The organism is Micromonospora sp. C41, from assembly GCF_018070485.1.
GTDB classification, from domain to species: domain Bacteria; phylum Actinomycetota; class Actinomycetes; order Mycobacteriales; family Micromonosporaceae; genus Micromonospora; species Micromonospora chalcea.
In genome coordinates, this window is the sequence record NZ_JAGPXP010000008.1 from 170,012 (window position 1) to 187,201 (window position 17,190).

The 17,190-nt window shown below is 72.3% G+C and carries 16 protein-coding genes, 1 pseudogene and 1 riboswitch; of the genes and pseudogenes, 6 read left to right on the plus strand and 11 right to left on the minus strand.

Going from position 1 to position 17,190, the window contains the following annotated elements; translation table 11 throughout:
- Nucleotides 1-19 precede the first annotated feature (19 nt).
- Complete coding sequence (locus KBX43_RS12015) at nt 20-2,083, plus strand: AAA family ATPase (RefSeq protein WP_069088830.1); 2,064 nt, start codon at nt 20-22, stop codon at nt 2,081-2,083.
- A gap of 55 nt (nt 2,084-2,138) precedes the next feature.
- Here the strand turns inward: KBX43_RS12015 and KBX43_RS12020 are convergent, their stop codons facing one another.
- Genes KBX43_RS12020 through KBX43_RS12035 form a run of 4 tightly spaced genes read right to left on the minus strand, consistent with a single transcriptional unit; the run spans nt 2,139 to nt 4,362 of the window.
- Complete coding sequence (locus KBX43_RS12020; protein WP_069088829.1) at nt 2,139-2,738, minus strand: hypothetical protein; 600 nt, start codon at nt 2,736-2,738, stop codon at nt 2,139-2,141.
- 4 nt (nt 2,739-2,742) lie between these two features.
- Entirely contained in the window at nt 2,743-3,096 is a 354-nt protein-coding gene (locus KBX43_RS12025) for a YbaB/EbfC family nucleoid-associated protein (RefSeq protein ID WP_043327350.1), read from the minus strand.
- Nucleotides 3,097-3,105: 9 nt separating this feature from the next.
- Nucleotides 3,106-4,032, minus strand: coding sequence for a WXG100 family type VII secretion target (locus KBX43_RS12030; RefSeq protein ID WP_043327351.1), 927 nt, complete (start codon nt 4,030-4,032; stop codon nt 3,106-3,108).
- A 9-nt stretch (nt 4,033-4,041) separates the two neighbouring features.
- Nucleotides 4,042-4,362: a type VII secretion target gene (locus KBX43_RS12035; protein ID WP_064448420.1), complete on the minus strand. Its 321-nt coding sequence runs from the start codon at nt 4,360-4,362 to the stop codon at nt 4,042-4,044.
- A 154-nt stretch (nt 4,363-4,516) separates the two neighbouring features.
- Between KBX43_RS12035 and KBX43_RS12040 the strand changes: the two genes are divergently transcribed.
- From KBX43_RS12040 to KBX43_RS12050, 3 genes are all read left to right on the plus strand, one after another.
- A complete protein-coding gene (locus tag KBX43_RS12040; RefSeq protein ID WP_043327355.1) occupies nt 4,517-5,404 on the plus strand; it encodes an ABC transporter ATP-binding protein in 888 nt (295 codons plus the stop codon).
- A gap of 9 nt (nt 5,405-5,413) precedes the next feature.
- Complete coding sequence (locus tag KBX43_RS12045) at nt 5,414-6,151, plus strand: ABC transporter permease (RefSeq protein ID WP_043327358.1); 738 nt, start codon at nt 5,414-5,416, stop codon at nt 6,149-6,151.
- Nucleotides 6,152-6,245: 94 nt separating this feature from the next.
- A complete protein-coding gene (locus tag KBX43_RS12050; protein WP_210871003.1) occupies nt 6,246-7,004 on the plus strand; it encodes a VOC family protein in 759 nt (252 codons plus the stop codon).
- A 273-nt stretch (nt 7,005-7,277) separates the two neighbouring features.
- Here KBX43_RS12050 and KBX43_RS12055 read toward each other — a convergent pair whose 3' ends face one another.
- The 4 genes and pseudogenes from KBX43_RS12055 to KBX43_RS12070 all read right to left on the minus strand — a co-directional run.
- Entirely contained in the window at nt 7,278-8,057 is a 780-nt protein-coding gene (locus tag KBX43_RS12055; protein ID WP_043327362.1) for an ABC transporter ATP-binding protein, read from the minus strand.
- Nucleotides 8,054-9,148: an iron ABC transporter permease gene (locus KBX43_RS12060; RefSeq protein WP_051611556.1), complete on the minus strand. Its 1,095-nt coding sequence runs from the start codon at nt 9,146-9,148 to the stop codon at nt 8,054-8,056. Before KBX43_RS12060 ends, KBX43_RS12055 begins: the two co-directional genes overlap by 4 nt.
- 77 nt (nt 9,149-9,225) lie before the next feature.
- Nucleotides 9,226-10,158 carry an ABC transporter substrate-binding protein gene (locus tag KBX43_RS12065; protein ID WP_043327365.1) on the minus strand — a complete coding sequence of 311 codons (933 nt, stop codon included), beginning with the start codon at nt 10,156-10,158 and terminating at the stop codon, nt 9,226-9,228.
- Nucleotides 10,159-10,265: 107 nt separating this feature from the next.
- A riboswitch (cobalamin riboswitch) is annotated at nt 10,266-10,359 on the minus strand.
- A gap of 120 nt (nt 10,360-10,479) precedes the next feature.
- Nucleotides 10,480-11,799: pseudogene (locus KBX43_RS12070) on the minus strand (M14 family metallopeptidase); the annotation flags it as partial.
- Nucleotides 11,800-12,006: 207 nt separating this feature from the next.
- Here KBX43_RS12070 and KBX43_RS12075 point away from each other — a divergent pair.
- Nucleotides 12,007-13,347 carry a C39 family peptidase gene (locus tag KBX43_RS12075; protein ID WP_166455691.1) on the plus strand — a complete coding sequence of 447 codons (1,341 nt, stop codon included), beginning with the start codon at nt 12,007-12,009 and terminating at the stop codon, nt 13,345-13,347.
- Nucleotides 13,348-13,436: 89 nt separating this feature from the next.
- Here the strand turns inward: KBX43_RS12075 and KBX43_RS12080 are convergent, their stop codons facing one another.
- The 3 genes from KBX43_RS12080 to mqnE are packed head-to-tail and all read right to left on the minus strand — an operon-like array spanning nt 13,437 to nt 15,347.
- Entirely contained in the window at nt 13,437-13,715 is a 279-nt protein-coding gene (locus tag KBX43_RS12080) for a DUF4229 domain-containing protein (protein ID WP_069088699.1), read from the minus strand.
- A 26-nt stretch (nt 13,716-13,741) separates the two neighbouring features.
- The gene (locus KBX43_RS12085) at nt 13,742-14,170 is read right to left on the minus strand and encodes a hypothetical protein (RefSeq protein ID WP_209959656.1); all 429 of its coding nucleotides are present in this window, start codon (nt 14,168-14,170) and stop codon (nt 13,742-13,744) included.
- A gap of 7 nt (nt 14,171-14,177) precedes the next feature.
- Entirely contained in the window at nt 14,178-15,347 is a 1,170-nt protein-coding gene (mqnE, locus tag KBX43_RS12090; RefSeq protein ID WP_043327375.1) for an aminofutalosine synthase MqnE, read from the minus strand.
- Nucleotides 15,348-15,568: 221 nt separating this feature from the next.
- Here mqnE and KBX43_RS12095 point away from each other — a divergent pair, with 221 nt between their 5' ends.
- A complete protein-coding gene (locus KBX43_RS12095; RefSeq protein ID WP_210884424.1) occupies nt 15,569-17,149 on the plus strand; it encodes a C40 family peptidase in 1,581 nt (526 codons plus the stop codon).
- Nucleotides 17,150-17,190 lie beyond the last annotated feature (41 nt).

The window sequence follows — 17,190 nt, forward strand, 5'->3', positions numbered from 1 at the left end:
TGAGCCATCGGAGTTCACAGTGCCCGCAACCGAACTTGACACCACGCCCGAACGTGACGCCACGCCCGACCTCGACGCCGAGCTGACCGCCGAACGTGCCCACCTCGACGCCTCCCGAGTCGCGCTGAAACGGATGCGGGAACGCGCCGAGGCGCTCTTCGCCACCGGCGACAAGGTGGCCGGTGACTCGTACACCGCCGAGCAGCTCGGCCGGCACATGGCCCGGCGGGTCAAGGAGCTGGCCGACGACCCGACCACGCCGCTGTTCTTCGGCCGCCTCGACTTCGGGGAGACGGACCCGGACCACGCCGGGCGGGACTACCACGTCGGGCGGCGGCACGTCACCGACGAGCTGGGCGAGCCGCTGGTGCTGGACTGGCGGGCCCCGGTGTCCCGGTCGTTCTACCGGGCCAGCGCGCGTGACCCGCAGGGCGTCGCCGTACGCCGCCGGTTCGGGTTCAGCGCGGGCGTGCTGACCAGCTTCGAGGACGAGCACCTGGACCGGGGCGAGGAACTCGGCACCGCCAGCCGCATCCTCACCGCCGAGATCGAGCGCCCCCGCGTCGGCCCGATGCGCGACATCGTCGCCACCATCCAGCCGGAGCAGGACGAACTGGTCCGGGCCGACCTGGCCGACTCGATCTGCGTGCAGGGCGCGCCCGGCACCGGGAAGACAGCGGTCGGGCTGCACCGCGCCGCGTACCTGCTCTACCTGCACCGGGAACGACTGCGCCGCTCGGGAGTGCTGATCGTCGGGCCGAACCGGGCGTTCCTGTCGTACATCGCGGCGGTGCTCCCCGCGCTCGGTGAGGTCGAGGTCGAGCAGGCCACCGTGGAGGACCTGGTCGCGCGGGTCCCGGTCCGCGCGGTCGACGATCCGGCCGCCGCCGCGCTCAAGCACGACGTCCGGATGGCCGAGGTGCTGCGCCGGGCCGTCGAGGCCCACATCGGTACGCCCACCGAGCCGATCATGGTGTCGGACGGCTCGTACCGGTGGCGGATCGGGCTCGACCCGCTGCACCGGCTGGTCACCGAGACGCGCCAGGAAGGGCTGCCCTACGCCACCGGCCGGGAACGGGTCCGGGCGCGGGTGGTGGGACTGCTGCAACGCCAGGCGGAGGCGCGCCGGGCGGAGTCGCCGAGCGACGCCTGGCTGCGGCGGATGAGCCGGATCAAGCCGGTCACCGACCTGCTCGACGCGGTCTGGCCGGCGCTCACCCCGGACGGGCTGCTGCACCGGCTGCGCACCGACGCCGACGCGCTCGCCGCCGCCGCGGACGGCCTGCTCACGCCCGAGGAGCAGGAGCTGTTCCGGTCCGGCAAGCCCGCGCGCACCGCGAAGGCGACCCGGTGGACCGCCGCCGACGCGGTGCTCATCGACGAGGTGGCCGGGCTGCTGGAACGGCCCGCCGGCTTCGGGCACGTGGTGGTGGACGAGGCGCAGGACCTCTCCCCGATGCAGTGCCGCGCCATCGCCCGGCGCAGCGAGCACGGCTCGATCACGCTTCTCGGCGACCTCGCCCAGGGCACCGCGCCGTGGGCCGCGACTGACTGGCGGGAGTCGCTGGCCCACCTGGGCAAGCCGGACGCCGCTGTGGTGCCGCTGAGCGTGGGCTTCCGGGTGCCGGCGGCAGTGGTGGCGTTCGCGAACCGGTTGCTGCCGGCGCTCGCCGTCGACGTACCCCCGGCCCGCTCGCTTCGCCACGACGGCGCGCTGGATGTGCGTACCGCCGAGGACCTGGCGGCCGCGACGGTGGCCGAGGTGCGGGCGGCGCTCGCGCACGACGGCTCGGTCGGTGTGATCGCCGCGGACGACGCGGTGGACCGGCTGCGCGCGGCGCTCGCCGACGCGGGCGTCGCAACCGCGACGGCCGACGACGTCGAGGCCGCGGCGCGCGTCACAGTGGTCCCGGCGACGCTGGTCAAGGGCCTGGAGTACGACCACGTGGTGGTCGTCGAGCCGGCCGCGATCGTGGCCGCGGAGCCGCGTGGGCTGCACCGCCTCTACGTGGTGCTGACCCGGGCGGTCTCCCGCCTGGCCGTGCTGCACCGCGAGCCGCTGCCCGCGCCGCTGGCCACCTGACCTGGGCGGGCTGCTGCGGCCCGGCCCCTGGTCGCGGCCCGGCGAGCGGGCCCGGTCAGGTGCTCAACGCGGCGGCGACCTCGCGCAGCGGCCGGCCGGAGTCGGCGATCGGCACGGTGAACGACAGCCAGGAACCGTCGGTGAAGTCGATCCGCAGCCGCTTCGGGTTGAGCCGGTGCCACCCGACCCGGGCCGAGGCGACCTCCGCACGCGCGGCCGACCACGCCACCGACGTCTCGGCCAGCGCGCGTTCCTCGGCCTCGCGCCCGGCCAGCAGCTTGACCCCGCCGGTACGGCAGACCAGCAGCCGCCGGTCGGTGACCGCGAGCAGCGTCTCCCGGACCTGGAGGTCGGGCCGGGCCGGGCGGAGCGCGCGGTGCAGGCGGGAGGCGGCCGAGCCGGGCTCGCCACGGCCGGCGATCCCCCAGCCGATCGCATCGACCAGCCGGTCGCCGCGGTCCCAGGTGGCGAGCGGCAGGAGGACGTTCAGCAGCACCGAGCCGAGCGTCCGCCGACCCGGCTCGGCAGTGGACTCCGGTTCGGGCGGCGGCGCCGGAGCGAGGCCCTGGCCGACGTCGGCCTTGGCGTGGGCCAGCACGCGCTCGCCCGGCTCGACGAGCCGGTCGATCGGGTCGCGGTATCTGGTCTCGTCCATCGGCTCAGTATCGGCCGTCGCCGTAGCCGTCGTCGGTACGGCGCTCCGCCGCCGGGGCGTTGCCCATCACCTCGCCGACGATCTCGCGTACCCGGGCGGCGGCGGCCTCCTGCGCCCGGTTCGCCGCGGCGGTGATCTCCTCGGCCAGCGTGTACGAGTCGAACCGCATGGCCCGCGCGTTGATATCGGTGGAGAGGATCTTGCCGTCGGCGGCGGCCACCACGGTGACCAGGCCGGAGTCGCTGACCCCCTGGGCGCTGCTCTGCTCCAGCTCGGCCATCCGCGCGCCGAGTTCGCGCTGCCACCCGTCCAGGTTGCGGGCCAGCGCCTCGATCCGGTCCAGGGCCGGGAACGTCATGGGTGCCTCTCAGTTCACGATCGAGTCGAACACGTTCTGCACGCCCTTTGTGTACGGGCCGAGATCCTCGCGGTACGTGCCGTCCACCAGGTAGTTGCGGTCCTTGCGCCCGTCGGAGATGTCGTGCAGCCCCATGCCGGTGTCGAGCAGGGCGCCGCCGATACCGGGGATGTTCACCGGTGACGCCTGGTTGATGGCGAACTTGCCCGGGAACAGGATGGCGGCGCGTTTGGCCTTGAACAGCACCGCCTCCCTGGTGTAGCCGGCCTTACTGAACGCGCCGTACGCCTTCTTGGCCTTGCGGAGCTCCAGCACCACCTGGCGGTAGCGCATGAGCAGCTCGGCGACCTTCTGGAGCTTGGTGGCGAGCTTCGTGAGGATCTCCGCGAACCGCGCCACGATCTTGACCATGCGGCCGACGGTGGTGGCGAGCCGGGCCAGCACCCGTACCACTGTGGCGGCCAGGCTCACCCCGGCGCTCAGCACTGCCGCCACCGCGGCGATGATGACCTCGGTCAGGAACCAGAGCAGGAACTCCAGGATCAGCTCGACCAGCAGGTTGAACGCGTCGACAGCGGCATTGGCGGCGTCGACCAGCACCTCCTTGGTGCCGTCCAGCCCCTTGGCCAGTTCCTCCATCGCCTCCTCGATCGACTCCATCGAGGCGTGGAACTTGTCCGCCGCGTCGCCGTCCCAGGCGCCGCGCAGCCGGGCCCGGTCGGCGACCTGGTCGCCGGCGATCCGCCGGACCGCGTCGCCGGTGGTCAGCGCGAGCTGGGCCGCCCGCATCAGATCGTCCGGCTCGCCGGCGACCAGTTCCAGCAGCTGCTCGAACGGCCACAGCACGGCGTTCGAGAGCGGCTTGAACGGGTCGGGCGTGCCCGACACGATCTGCTCGAAGTAGGTCTTGTTGCGCTGCAGCGCCTCGGTGCTCATCCCGCCCCCTCAGGCGCCCGGCTGGAACATGTCGGTGTTCGCCACGTCCGTGCCGGTGTACGCCTCGGCGGTGTCGCGGAGCCCTTCGGCGATCGTCGCCATCACCTCGGCGCCGTCCTCCAGCCCTGCCAGGCACGCCTCGAACTGCTGCTCGTACGCGGCGGCGAGACTGAACGACGCGGGCATCACGCCGAACGCGTGCCGGGCCACGTGGCCGTCGCGGAACAGCCGGTGCAGCTCACGGAACTGGCCGGCCCGGTCCCGGGAGGCGGCGGCGAACGCCGTCAACGCCTCCGGCTGCACCGCGAGATTCCTGCTCGGACTGGTCACGGACCCTCCCCAGTGTCCGGTCGGAACTTCCACCGTCCTCGACGGCGCCACCAGCCTAGGGGATGTGCGCAGTTCCACAGGGGGCGGCGACGGTTGCCCCGGCACGGTAGACAGGGAGTGCACGAGCACCCTTCCGCCGCCCGAGGAGCCCCGGATGATCCTGGCCCGCGCCGAACAGGTCAGTCGCCGCTACGGCGACGTGCTGGCCCTGGACCGGGTCGACCTGACCGTCCGGGCCGGGGAGCTGGTCGGCCTGCTCGGCCCGAACGGCGCCGGCAAGAGCACCCTGATCAACCTGCTGGTCGGGCTGCGCCGCCCGAGCGGCGGCCGGGTCGAGCTGTGCGGCGGCGACCCGCGTGACCCGGCGAGCCGGCGGCAGCTCGGCGTCACGCCGCAGGAGACCGGCCTGCCCGGCACGCTGCGGGTCGGCGAGGTGGTCGACTTCGTCTCCGCGCACTTCCCCGACCCGGTGCCCCGGGGCGAACTGCTCGACCGGTTCGGCCTCGCCGACCAGGTACGCCGGCAGACCGGCGGCCTCTCCGGCGGCCAGCGTCGCCGGCTGGCGGTGGCGCTGGCGTTCGTCGGCCGTCCCCGGCTGGTGGTGCTGGACGAGCCGACCACCGGCCTCGACGTGGAGGCGCGGCACGCGCTCTGGGACGCGATCCGCGGCTTCCACGCCGACGGCGGCGCCGTGCTGCTGAGCAGCCACTACCTGGAGGAGGTGGAGGCGCTCGCGCAGCGCGTCGTGGTGATCGGCCACGGGCGGGTGCTGGCCGACGACTCGGTGGCGGCGATCCGCGGGATGGTCGGCGTACGCCGGGTCAGCCTGGTCGCCGACGACCTGCCGACGCTGCCCGGGGTGGTCGCCACCGAACGCGCCGACGGGCGGGTGCACCTGCTCACCACCGACGCCGACCAGCTCGTCCGCGACCTGGTCACCGCCGGGGTGGCGTTCCGCGACCTGGAGGTCCGGCCCACCTCGCTGGAGGAGGCGTTCCTCGCCATCACGGCCGGCGACCGGCCCGCGCCCACCCCCGCCTAGGAGACAGTCGTGCCGCTCGCCCTCGTCCACGCCCGCTACCACCTCCTGGAGATCATCCGGATTCCGGTGGCGGTGGTGGGCAGCGCCTTCTTCCCCGCGGCCGCGATGCTCTTCTTCGTGGTGCCGTTCGCCGGCGACGACCCCACCGGCGCCACCTACGCCACCGCCGCCATGGTGACGTTCGCGGTGATGAGCGCCAACATCTTCCAGTACGGCGTGGGTGTCGCCGAGGACCGCGACCAGCCCTGGAACCCGTACACCCGGACCCTGCCGACCGGACCGGCCCCGCGACTCACCGGGCGGATCCTGGCCGGGCTGGTGCTGACGTACGTGTCGATGATCCCGGTAGTGGTGATCGCCGCGGTGGCCACCGAGGCCCGGGTCAGCGCGCTGCAGTTCCTGCTCGGGCTCGGCGCGGTAGCGGTGATCTCGGTGCCGTTCACGCTGCTCGGCCTGGCGATCGGCTACGCGCTGCCGAGCAAGGCGGCGATCGTGGTGGCGCAGGTGATCTTCTTCCCGCTGGCGTTCGGCGGCGGCCTGCTCTCCGGGCCGGACGACGCGCCCGGCTTCATCAAGGCGATCGCCCCCTACCTGCCGACCCGGGGCGCGGTGGAACTGATCTGGGCGGCGGTGACCGACTTCCGGCCCGGCACCCTGTCGCTGGTGATGCTGGGAGTCTGGGTGCTGGTGCTCGCCGCGGCCGCCGGCTGGGCGTACCGGCGGGACGAGGGACGCCGCTTCACCTGACCTTTTGTCCGGTTCCGGCCCGGTGGCCGACCCGGCGGTGCCACGATGCCGACAGGGCGGGTCAGCGGGACCGTCCCCGGCGAGAGGGGTCACCGTGAACGGCGTCGAGCCCGGCACACCCTGCTGGACCGACCTGGCCACGCCGGGGCTGGAGGACGCGCGACGGTTCTACCCCGAGCTGTTCGGCTGGACCGGGCAGATCTCCCCCGAGCCGGAAGCGGGCGGCTACACCGTCTTCCAGAAGAACGGCAAGGCCGTCGCCGGGGCCGGCCCGCCGGCCACGCCGGACCAGGTGCCGGTCTGGTCGATGTACGTGGCCACCGACGACGCCGACCTGGTCGCGACCCGGGTGGAGGCGGCCGGTGGGCAGGTGGTGGTCTCCCCGTTCGACGTCGCCACGCAGGGCCGGATGGCGGTGCTCGCCGACCCGGCGGGCGCGGTGTTCAGCGTCTGGCAGCCGATGGCGATGCGCGGGGCCGAACTGTTCAACGCACCCGGCGCGATGTGCTGGAACGAGCTGGTCACCCCCGATCCGGAGAACGCCAAGGAGTTCTACGCGCTGGTCTTCGGCTGGCACCCGGAGGAACGTCCCGCCGGGCCGGTGCCGTACACCGGATGGCGCTGCGGCGCCCGGATCGTCGCCGGGATGCTGCCCCGGGCCGAGCCGATGCCGGAGGACCTGCCCGCGTACTGGGCCGTCTACTTCGCGGTGGAGGACGCCGACGTCACTGCCGCGCGGGCCGCCGAGCTGGGCGGCACCATCCTGGTCCCGCCGCGCGACAACCCGGCCGGCCGCAGCGCCGCCCTGCGCGACCCGTCCGGCGCCCTCTTCTCCATCTCCACCCTCCGCTGACCCCCTCCGCCGCGCGCGAGGCGGGTCCGGTCGAGATCTTGGTACGGGTTGGCCCCCAGGAGGGCCTGTTCGCACCAAGATCTATCTGCCCTCCCGGCAATCGGAACACCTGCCCAGGATTCGGGACGGCGCTCCCTGAGGGTGGGCTGTTCAGCGGCAAAGCCGCCACCCCGTCCGCCGATCTTGCAGTTGCGGCCCTCGTGGCGTTACATTCGCACCTTTTGTCGGGGCCGGAAGTGCAAGATCGACGGCGCGAAGGCGGGGCGGGTGAGGTCAGGTTGGGCGGACGGGGACCACCAAGGGGCCGTGGTCGCCGGGGATCACCCGGATGTGGGCTCGGTAGTGGCGGGCCAGCAGGGCCTCGGTGAGCACCTCGTCCGGTGGACCGGCGGCGGCCACCCGGCCGTCGGCCAGCAGCACCAGACGGTCGGCGTACTCGCCGGCGATCGAGAGGTCGTGCATGGTGGCCAGCACGGTCAGGCCGTGCTCGCGGCGGAGCTGGTCGACCAGTTCCAGCACCTCCTGCTGGTGCCCGATGTCCAGCGCGCTCGTCGGCTCGTCCAGCAGCAGCAGGGTGGCTCCCTGGGCCAGCGCCCGGGCCAGGAAGACGCGCTGCCGCTCGCCGCCGGAGAGCGTGGCCAGCTCACGGTGTGCGAACGGGCCGAGGTCGAGCCGGTCCAGCACCTCGTGCACGGCGGCCAGGTCGGCGGCGGACTCGCGGCCCAGCGCCGGGATGTACGGGGTACGCCCGAGCAGCGTGTAGTCGAAGACCGACATGCCGGCCGGCACCACCGGGGACTGGGCCACCGTGGCCACCACCCGGGCCCGTTCGCGGCGGCGGAGCGCGCCGATCGGCGTACCGAAGAGTGCGACCTCGCCCGGGCCGGTCAGCAGGCCGCCGACGGCGCGCAGCAGGGTCGACTTGCCGGCGCCGTTGGGTCCGATCACGGTGACCCACTCACCGGCGGAGACCGTGAGGTCGACGCCGGCCAGGATCGGGTTGCCGCCGAGGGCGACCCGCAGGTCGTGCACGCGCACGGCGGGGGCGTTCACATCGCCACCCGGCGGGCGGTACGCAGGACGAGGACGAAGAACGGGCCGCCGAGCAGCGCGGTGACCACGCCGATCGGGATCTCGGCGGGGGCGGCGGCGGTACGGGCGACCACGTCGGTGAGCGCGAGGAACGCGCCGCCGAACAGCATGGACAGCGGCAGGATGATCCGGTGGCTGGAGCCGAAGAGCAGCCGCATGGTGTGCGGCACGATGATGCCGACGAAGCCGATCAGCCCGGACGCGGAGACCGCGGCGGCGGTACCGAGCGACGCGGCGGCGATCAGCAGGTAGCGGGAGCGCTGCGGGTGCAGCCCCAGGCCGGTGGCCTCGTCGTCGCCGACGGAGAGCACGTCCAGCTCACGCCGGTGCAGCAGCACCACCACGGCGGTGAGCACGAAGTACGGCAGGACCAGCCACACGTCGTGCCAGCCGGCGGTGGCGAGCCGCCCGAGCAGCCAGGAGTAGACCTGCTGGATGTTGTCGGAGTGCTGTTGCAGCAGGTACGTCTGCCCGGCGCCGAAGAACGCCGAGACCGCCACCCCGGCCAGGATCAACGTGGCCGGTGACCGGTCCCGTCCGCCGGCCGCGCCGAGCAGGTACGTCAGCACGACCGCGCCGAGCGAGCCGACGAACGCGGCGAGCGGGATGGTGATCGGCAGCCCGGTCAGCGCCCCGCCGGCTCCGGCGCCGAGCACGATCGCCGTGGTGACCGCGAAGCCGGCGCCGGCCGCCACGCCGAGCAGGTACGGGTCGGCCAGCGGGTTGCGGAAGACGCCCTGGTAGCAGCCGCCGGCCAGGGCGAGGAGCGCGCCGACGAGCAGGCCGAGCACGACCCGGGGCAGCCGCAGCTCGGTGATGATCGCGATTTCCCGCTCGGTGAGCCCGCTGTCGAGGCGTACCCCGGGTAGCAGGTTGAGCAGTTCGGCGGCGACGCTGCCGGGCGGCAGGCTGACCGGGCCGAGTGAGACGCCGGCCACCAGCGCGACGAGCACGGCCACGACTCCGGCGAGCAGCCAGCGCTTGCGTAGCCCGGCGGGCCGGACCGGGGCGCCGCCCGCGCCGGGCGCCCCGCGCCGCCCGGGGCGGGACAGCGGCCGGATGCCCGGCCGGGACGCCCGAGGCGTTCCGGCCGGGTTCGGGGCGGAGTCCGCCTGTCGTAGGGCCACTGTCAGGCCGGGACCTTGGCGGTGGCGTCGACGATGACCTTGAGAAGGTCGACCACGCGCGGCCCCCAGCGCGAGGCGATGTCGTCGTCCAGCTCCACGATCTGGTTGTTCTTCACCGCGTTGATGCCGGCCCACCCGCTGCGCGCCTTCACCGTGTCGGCGTTCTGCTTGCAGCACTTGGTGTCGGACAGGAAGACGAAGTCGGGGTTCGCCTTGACGATGACCTCCTGGGAGAGCTGCGGGTAGCCGCCGTTCTTCCCGTCGGCGTCGGACGGGTCGGCGATGTTCTCCAGCCCGGCGAGCGCGTAGATGGTGCCGATGAACGTCTTGCTGGTCGCGGTGTACAGCTCCGGACCCAGTTCGTGGAAGTAGGTCAGCTTCTCGGTGCGCTTGGGCAGGTCCTTGGTCAGCGCGGTGATGTCGTCCTTCATCTTCTGCACCACGGCCTCGGCCTCGGACCGGTGGCCGGTGAGCGTGCCCAGGTCGGTGAGCTGCCGGTACGTGTCGTCGAGCGTGGCCGCGGCGGGGATCTGCAGCACCGGGATCTTCAGCGCGACGAGCTGGTCGGCGATCTTGTTGAGGTTGTCCGAGATCACCACCAGGTCGGGGTTGCGGGAGGCGACCGCCTCCGCGTTCGGCTGGTAGCCGGACAGGTCGGTGCGGGGCGCGTCGGCCGGGTAGTTCGACTGGTCGTCGACGGCGGTGACCTGCTTGCCGGCGCCGATGGCGAAGAGCATCTCGGTGGAGGTCGGCGAGAGCGAGACGATCTTCTCGGGCCGCTTCTCCAGCGTCAGCTTGCCGACGGTGGCCGGGAACGCGCCGCCGGAGGCGCCGGCGGCGGGGGTGTCGGTCGAGGTCTTCTCGGCGCAACCGCCGAGAAGCAGCACGCCGGCCGCGAGCGCGGTGGCGAAGAGCCGGGGGGTACGTCGGGACATGAAGCCTCCTGTCGGTCGAGGAGTGTGGTGCTTCGCCGACAGGAAGAGAGGCCCGTCCGCGAGGCGCCCTTCCTCGAGAGCGCGTGTCGCGACCGGGCCGCAGGCGACCTGGCTCGTCCCACGTCCGTCGGCGCCGGCGGGAGGCCGACGCCGCGCGTACGGGGCATCACAGTTGCGGGACAGCGCCGGTTTCGCACCGGCTTCGCTGTGGCACGGTCGGTGCCACGGTAGCGCACGACCAGCGGAGATCGTCCGGACGGTGGGGGTGGGTGGGAACCCCGGCGGGGGTGGAACCGGGGTTCCCACCCGGTGGTGAGGTCAGCAGTACTGGCTCTGCTTGCCGATCGCCCGGTACGGGCAGTCGGCGTACTCGGACAGGATCAGCACGGCCTCCCGGTTGCGTGAGGTCTGCGCCGGGATCACCTCGTCCGGCGGGTAGAAGCCGCCGCCGGAGGCCGAGCCGGGGTACATCTCGAAGGTGTACGCCCAGATCTTGTGGGCGCCCCACATCCAGTCGATGCTGGTGCCGTCGGCGATGTAGAGGTCGCTCGACTGTTCCGGGGTGTAGTTGTTGGTCGCCGCCATCTGCCGTCCGATGGTGGCGAAGGTGTTGTACTGGTCGGTGTTCATCCCGGTGGCGGTGTTGTTGTACGTGTACCCGTACGGCCAGAGCACCAGCTGCGAGTAGGTGTGGAAGTCGATGTTCGCCTTGATCTGCTGCACCCCGCCGACGACCCGGCTGTTGACGAAGTTGCGCAGCGCCGCGGTCTCCGGCGCGGAGAAGGCGGACGGGCCCCGGTAGGTGTCCGACGACTTCGAGCTGGACGAGCCGCCGCAGCAGCCCCACTGGTAGCCCCAGTTGCGGTTCAGGTCGGTGCCGACGGCGGTGGAGCCGCTGTTGGGCTGCCGGTTCTTGCGCCAGGAGCGGTAGGAGCCGGTGGCGATGTCGTATTCGCTGCCGTCGGGGTTGACGGTGGGGACGATCCAGATCTCCCGGGTGTTGACGATGTTTGTGATCCGGGAGTCGCTGCCGTAGTTGTCGGTGAAGAGGTTGAGCAGGTAGATCGCCATTTCGACGGTGAGGTGCTCACGCGCGTGCTGCTGGGCGTTGAACAGGATCTCCGGCTCCGCCTCGTCGGTGGCGACGTTGTCGGAGATCTTCACGGCCATCAGGTCCCGGCCCTGGTAGGACGTGCCGATGCTCAGCTTCCGCGCGATGGTCGGGTGGTCGGCGACCACCTTGTTCACCACCGCTGTCAGCTCGGCGTAGTCGTGGTAGTTCGAGTCGGCGGGCGGGAACGCGTTGGCGGTCATGCCCCCGTCGGCGTGGTCGTGCTCCGGCACGACGTCCTTCTCGAGCCGGAACCCGAGCCGGGTGATCGCGTTCGCCTCGGCCTTGGTGGCCGTGACGTGCAACACACCGTGTTCGGAGTAGTCGATGGCGGCGCCGGTGCCGGCGACCGCGGTGCGGTCCGCGGCGGTGCGGGGGCCGAGCACCCGGTACGCGACGGTGGCCGGCTCGCCGGAGCCCTCCGGCGCGGGCCGGGCGACGGCGGGCGCGGCGGCCGCGCTGACGATGGTCAGGCCGACGGCGGCGGCGAGCGCCAGCCGGCGGCGGAACGGAGAGGTGCGGAAGGCCATGGACAACCTCCTGGGGGTACGGGAGAGCTCCCGTTGTCCGCACACTCCACCAGGAGACACATGGTCATATCAATATCTGTCTCTCCCTTTAGTCATCCCGACCTGATCGTCACTTCGGCAATGATTTTCCATGCCTGAACATCTGGCGAAACTTCCCGCCAGGCGCGACAGTGAACGGCAACGATGCCGTCTCCCCGTGGAGCTGCCATGTTCGGACGACCCATGCGCGCGGCCGCCCTCGCCGGCCTCACCGCGCTCACCCTCCTCGGCACCACCGCACCGGCCCAGGCACAAGCCCCGCGGCCGGGCGTCACACACGACGAACAGATCACGTTCCAGGAGTTCTCCCGCTTCCCCGACTGGCGCAGCGGCTCCCACCAGGGCACCCGCGCCGTACCGGGCCGCCACCCCGCGCTGACCATCGACCGCCCGGCGGGCACCACCGAGTTCACCGACGAGCACACCGGCACGACCCGAACCTGGGAGTACGCCACCTGGACCTCGCCCGAGCGGCGGATCGGCTTCGACGCCAGCGAGATGGTCGCGTCCTGGAACGCCGCCACCCCGGCCGGCACCTGGATCCAGGTCGAGCTGCACGGCACGTACAACACCGGGGCGCAGACCCCGTGGTTCGTCATGGGCCGCTGGGCCTCCGGCGACCAGGACATCAAGCGGTCCACGCTGGACGGCCAGGGCGACCCCTGGTCGAGCATCTGGACCGACACGTTCTCGATCGACGACGCCGACGCCGGAGTGCTGCTGCGCTCGTACCAGTTGCGGCTGACGCTCTACCGCGCGCCCGGCCAGGCCGCCGCGCCGCAGGTGCGGATGGTCGGCGCGATGGCGTCGAACGTGCCCGACCGGTTCACCGTCACCCCGAGCCGGGGCGGCATCGCCTGGGGCACCGAGCTGGCCGTGCCGCGCTACTCGCAGAACGTCCACATCGGCGAGTACCCCGAGTACAACGGCGGCGGCGAGGCGTGGTGCTCCCCCACCTCGACGGAGATGGTGGTCGAGTACTGGGGCCGCAAGCCCTCGGCCGAGGACACCTCCTGGGTCGACCCCGCCTACCCCGACCCGACTGTCGACCACGCCGCCCGGATGACCTACGACTACGAGTACGACGGCGCCGGCAACTGGCCGTTCAACACCGCGTACGCGGCGAGCTTCCCCGGCCTGGAGGGCCGGGTCACCCGGCTGCACTCGCTGGACGAGGCAGAACGCTTCATCAAGGCCGGCATCCCGGTGGTCACCTCGCAGTCGTTCCTCGCCAGCGAACTGGACGGGGCCAACTACGGCACCGCCGGGCACCTGTTCGTGATCGTCGGCTTCACCGCCGAGGGCGACGTGATCGTCAACGACCCCGCGTCCTCCTCGAACGAGGCGGTGCGCAACGTCTACAAGCGGGAGCAGTTCGAGCAGATCTGGCTGCGCACCAAGCGCTACCGGGCCAACGGCACAGTGGCCTCCGGCTCGGGCGGCATCGCGTACCTGATCAAGCCGGTCGACCGGCCGTGGCCGGTCGTCCCGGGCTCGACCAACTGGTGAGCGGCTCGACCATCCGGTGAACCGCTCGACCGGCTGGTGAACGGCGAAGGGCCCGGCGCGACGTCGCGCGCCGGGCCCCGCCGGTCCGCTCAGCTGTCGCGGCGTTCGCCGTCCGGCTCGGCCTGGTCCTCACCGGCCAGCGCGGAGCGCAGCCGGTCCTTCTCCACGCGGCGCCGCTCGGCCGCCTCCGCCATCTCCCCGGCCATCTGGTCCCGCAGGCCCTTGAGCAGGAAGAACGACAGCGTGGCGGAGAAGATCAGCGCCAGCATCAGCCGCAGGAACATGTTCATGTCGACGAACCAGAGGGCCGCCAGCACGACGACGAACAGCCCGATCCGGCCCAGCGTGTACTTGAGCGCCGCGCTCATTCCCGCATTCCCACTCTCTTCGTGCCTCAGCCCGTACGCCGGGCCAGCCAGTGCACGCCATGAAACCAGACGACCGCGTAGACCACGGTGAACACCGCCGCGGCCAACGCTCCCGTGAACAGCGCGGGCAGCCCCGAGGCCAGTCCGGCGGCCAGCAGACCGGCGAGCACGCCGAGCGCGATGCCGGTCAGCGCCGCCACCACCCGGGCGGCGCCGAACTCCCAGGCCCGGAACTCGTCCCAGAACAACCAGAGCGGCAGGATCACCGCCAGCCAGCCGTTCGTGCCCCCGAAGCCGCTGTCGCCGATGGTGGCGAACGCCCATTCGAAGACCAGCAGCGCCAGCACCCCGATGACCAGGCCGGCGAGGCTCACGCCGAGCAGGTCACCGAGGGTCAGGATGCGCCCCTCGGCGTCACGCCGGGGGAAGGCGCGCTGCTGTTCCTCGCCGCTCATCGCCCGCTCAGGCCCAGACCTGCTGCGGCTCGGACCGGCGCTCGGCCAGCGACGGCGGCCCGTCGTACTCGCGCACGATCTCGTAGCGGGTGTTCCGCTCGACCGGGCGGAACCCGGCGTCCCAGATCATGTGCAGCAGGTCGTCGCGGTGCATGGTGTTCGGCGTGCCGTACGAGTCGGCGTCGTGGGTGATCTTGTATTCCACGACCGAGCCGTCCAGGTCGTCGACGCCGAAGTTCAGCGAGAGCTGCGCCACCGACAGGCCGTGCATGACCCAGAAGCACTTGACGTGCGGCACGTTGTCGAACAGCAGCCGGGAGACCGCGAACGTCTTCAGCGACTCGGCCGGCGAGGCCATCGTGGTGCGGGCCTGGATCCGGTTACGGATCTTGCCGTCCGCCGAGTCGACGAAGTCGTGCTGGTAGCGCAGCGGGATGAAGACCTGGAAGCCACCGGTCTCGTCCTGCAGCTCGCGCAGCCGCAGCACGTGGTCGACCCGGTGCCGGGGCTCCTCGATGTGGCCGTAGAGCATGGTCGACGGCGTCTTCATGCCCTTGGAGTGGGCCAGCCGGTGGATGCGCGACCAGTCCTCCCAGTGGCAGTTGTGGTCGACGATGTGCTGGCGGATCTCCCAGTCGAAGATCTCCGCGCCGCCGCCGGTCAGCGACTCCAGGCCGGCGTCCATCAGCTCGTCGAGGATCGCGTCGGCGGTGAGCCCGCTGATCTTCTCGAACCACTGCACCTCGGTCGCGGTGAACGCCTTGAGGTTGACGTTCGGCAGCGCGGCCTTCAGCTCCCGCAGCACCTTCGGGTAGTAGCGCCAGGGCAGCGTCGGGTGCAGGCCGTTGACGATGTGCAGCTCGGTGAGCTGCTCGTCCTCCATCTCCTTGGCCTTGCGGACCGCCTCGTCGATCCGCATCGTGTAGGCGTCCTTCTCGCCCGGCTTGCGCTGGAACGAGCAGTACGCGCACGACGCCGAGCAGACGTTCGTCAGGTTCAGGTGCCGGTTGACGTTGAACATCACCCGGTCGCCGTTGAGCTCCGTACGCCTGTGGTGGGCCAGCCGGCCCAGCCAGGTCAGGTCGTCGCTGTCGTAGAGGGCGATGCCGTCCTCGCGGGTCAACCGCTCCCCGGCGTACACCTTCGCTTCGAGTTCGCGCTTGAGTCCGGCGTCCATCCGAAAGCCACGTCCTTCCCCCTGGGTTCCCGATCGAGCGTACGTCGCGGGTCCGACCAGCCGCCGACGTGGTCGAGCCAGTTCACCCGCCGTCACTCTCCGCACATCGACATCGCTGCGACGGTGAGGTAAGACAGGGTGGGGCGGAACACACACCAGTGCCGTCCTGTCCTGACACGCCCCACCTCGCGTGGCGGGCACCAGACCGGACGGGGAGCGGAATGTCCGACAGCACCAAGGCCCGGCGGCGACGAGGCCGGCAGCCGGTGATCTCACCGGTCCTGCGTCCGGCCCTCTGGTCCGCCCTCCTCGGTGCGGTCGCGGCGGCGGCGCTCGCCACCCCGGCCTGGGCCGACCCGCTGCCCGACACCGTGCCCAGCACCGGCTCCCGCCCCCAGGTCACCGGCCCCCTGCAACTGCCCGGCAGCGTCCCCGGCCTGCCCGGCAGCGTTCCGGGCGTGCCCGGAGTAACCGTCCCGGGCCTGCCGGGCGGCACCACCGGCGTCACCAACCCGGCCGACGGCCCGCTGATCGCGCAGATCAACCAGCTCGACGCCCAGGTCGGGCTGCTGGGCGAGGAAATGCTGCGGATCAAGGGCGAGCGGGACGCCGCACAGGCCGAGCTGACCCAGTCCGCCGCCCGGCTCAAGGAGGCCCAGGACGCGCTCACCCGGGCCCAGGAGAACGCGAAGAGCGCCGCCGCCGACGCGGTCAAGGCCGACGCGGCGCTGCCGCCGGGCGAGTTCGGCGCCAGCCTGCGTGACTTCGCCAACCTCCAGCGCATCACCCGGGGCGACAAGGCCGAGGGCGCCACCACGTCGGTGACCGGCGAACTCCTCCGGGCCACGAACGCCGAGCGGATCGCCCGGGAGGCGCACGACTCGGCCCAGCGCCGGGCGACCGAGAAGGCCGCCGAGTTCACCCGCGCCGAGACCGACCTGCGCAAGCAGGAGACGACGCTCGTCGCGCTGCGCAAGGAGAACGCCGCCAAGCTGCTCGAGATCGAGCGCCTGGCCGACGCCGCCGAGCAGCAGCTCGGCAGCTCGTACGTCGTCAACCAGAGCATCGACGGTCTGGCGGCGGACCCCAAGGCGCTCGCCGCGGTCCGCTACGCCCTCGCCCAGCTCGGCGACCCGTACCTCTGGGCCGCCGAGGGCCCGGACCGGTTCGACTGCTCCGGCCTGGTGCTCGCCTCCTACCGGTCGGCCGGCTACAAGGGCCTGCCGCGGGTCGCCAAGGACCAGTACTACGCCACCCGCTCCCGCACCGTCTCACCGAACGCGCTGCTCCCCGGCGACCTGCTCTTCTTCGCCTCCAGCAGCAGCTGGACGAGCATCCACCACGTCGCCATGTACATCGGCAACGGCAAGATGGTGGAGGCGCCCCGGACCGGCGACGTCGTCAAGATCTCGGTGGTCCGCTGGTCCCGGCTCTACGCCGCGACCCGGGTGATCGGAGCCGTCGCCGCCCCGGCCACCCCGGCTCCCCCGCCGCCCGTGCCGACCACCCCGCCGCCGTCGTCCCCGACGCCGAAGCCGACGCCCACCACGCCGAAGCCGACGCCGACGACCCCCAGGCCGACGCCGACCACCCCGAGGCCGACCACGCCCACGCCGGACCCGACGACCTCCAGCCCGACGCCCAGCACGCCGCCCAGCCCGCCCGAGGAGCCGACGCCGACGCCGAGCGAGAGCAAGAGCGCCGCGCCGAGCACCAGCGCCGCCCCGAGCAGCAGCAGCGTCGCCCCGTCGCGCAGCACGTCCGCCAGCGCCTCTGCCAGCGCGAGCGGCAGCGCCGACTGACCCAACCCGCACTCCGGCTGTGCGCCCGGGCCGGAATATGG

Bases quoted from the DNA above. Each gene is read 5' to 3' on its own strand.
- KBX43_RS12085 (WP_209959656.1), bottom strand. From the start codon at position 14,170: ATGAGCGGCGAGGAACAGCAGCGCGCCTTCCCCCGGCGTGACGCCGAG.
- KBX43_RS12065 (WP_043327365.1), bottom strand. From the start codon at position 10,158: ATGTCCCGACGTACCCCCCGGCTCTTCGCCACCGCGCTCGCGGCCGGC.
- KBX43_RS12095 (WP_210884424.1), top strand. From the start codon at position 15,569: ATGTCCGACAGCACCAAGGCCCGGCGGCGACGAGGCCGGCAGCCGGTG.
- KBX43_RS12030 (WP_043327351.1), bottom strand. From the start codon at position 4,032: ATGAGCACCGAGGCGCTGCAGCGCAACAAGACCTACTTCGAGCAGATC.
- mqnE (WP_043327375.1), bottom strand. From the start codon at position 15,347: ATGGACGCCGGACTCAAGCGCGAACTCGAAGCGAAGGTGTACGCCGGG.
- KBX43_RS12040 (WP_043327355.1), top strand. From the start codon at position 4,517: ATGATCCTGGCCCGCGCCGAACAGGTCAGTCGCCGCTACGGCGACGTG.
- KBX43_RS12025 (WP_043327350.1), bottom strand. From the start codon at position 3,096: ATGACGTTCCCGGCCCTGGACCGGATCGAGGCGCTGGCCCGCAACCTG.
- KBX43_RS12075 (WP_166455691.1), top strand. From the start codon at position 12,007: ATGTTCGGACGACCCATGCGCGCGGCCGCCCTCGCCGGCCTCACCGCG.
- KBX43_RS12020 (WP_069088829.1), bottom strand. From the start codon at position 2,738: ATGGACGAGACCAGATACCGCGACCCGATCGACCGGCTCGTCGAGCCG.
- KBX43_RS12080 (WP_069088699.1), bottom strand. From the start codon at position 13,715: ATGAGCGCGGCGCTCAAGTACACGCTGGGCCGGATCGGGCTGTTCGTC.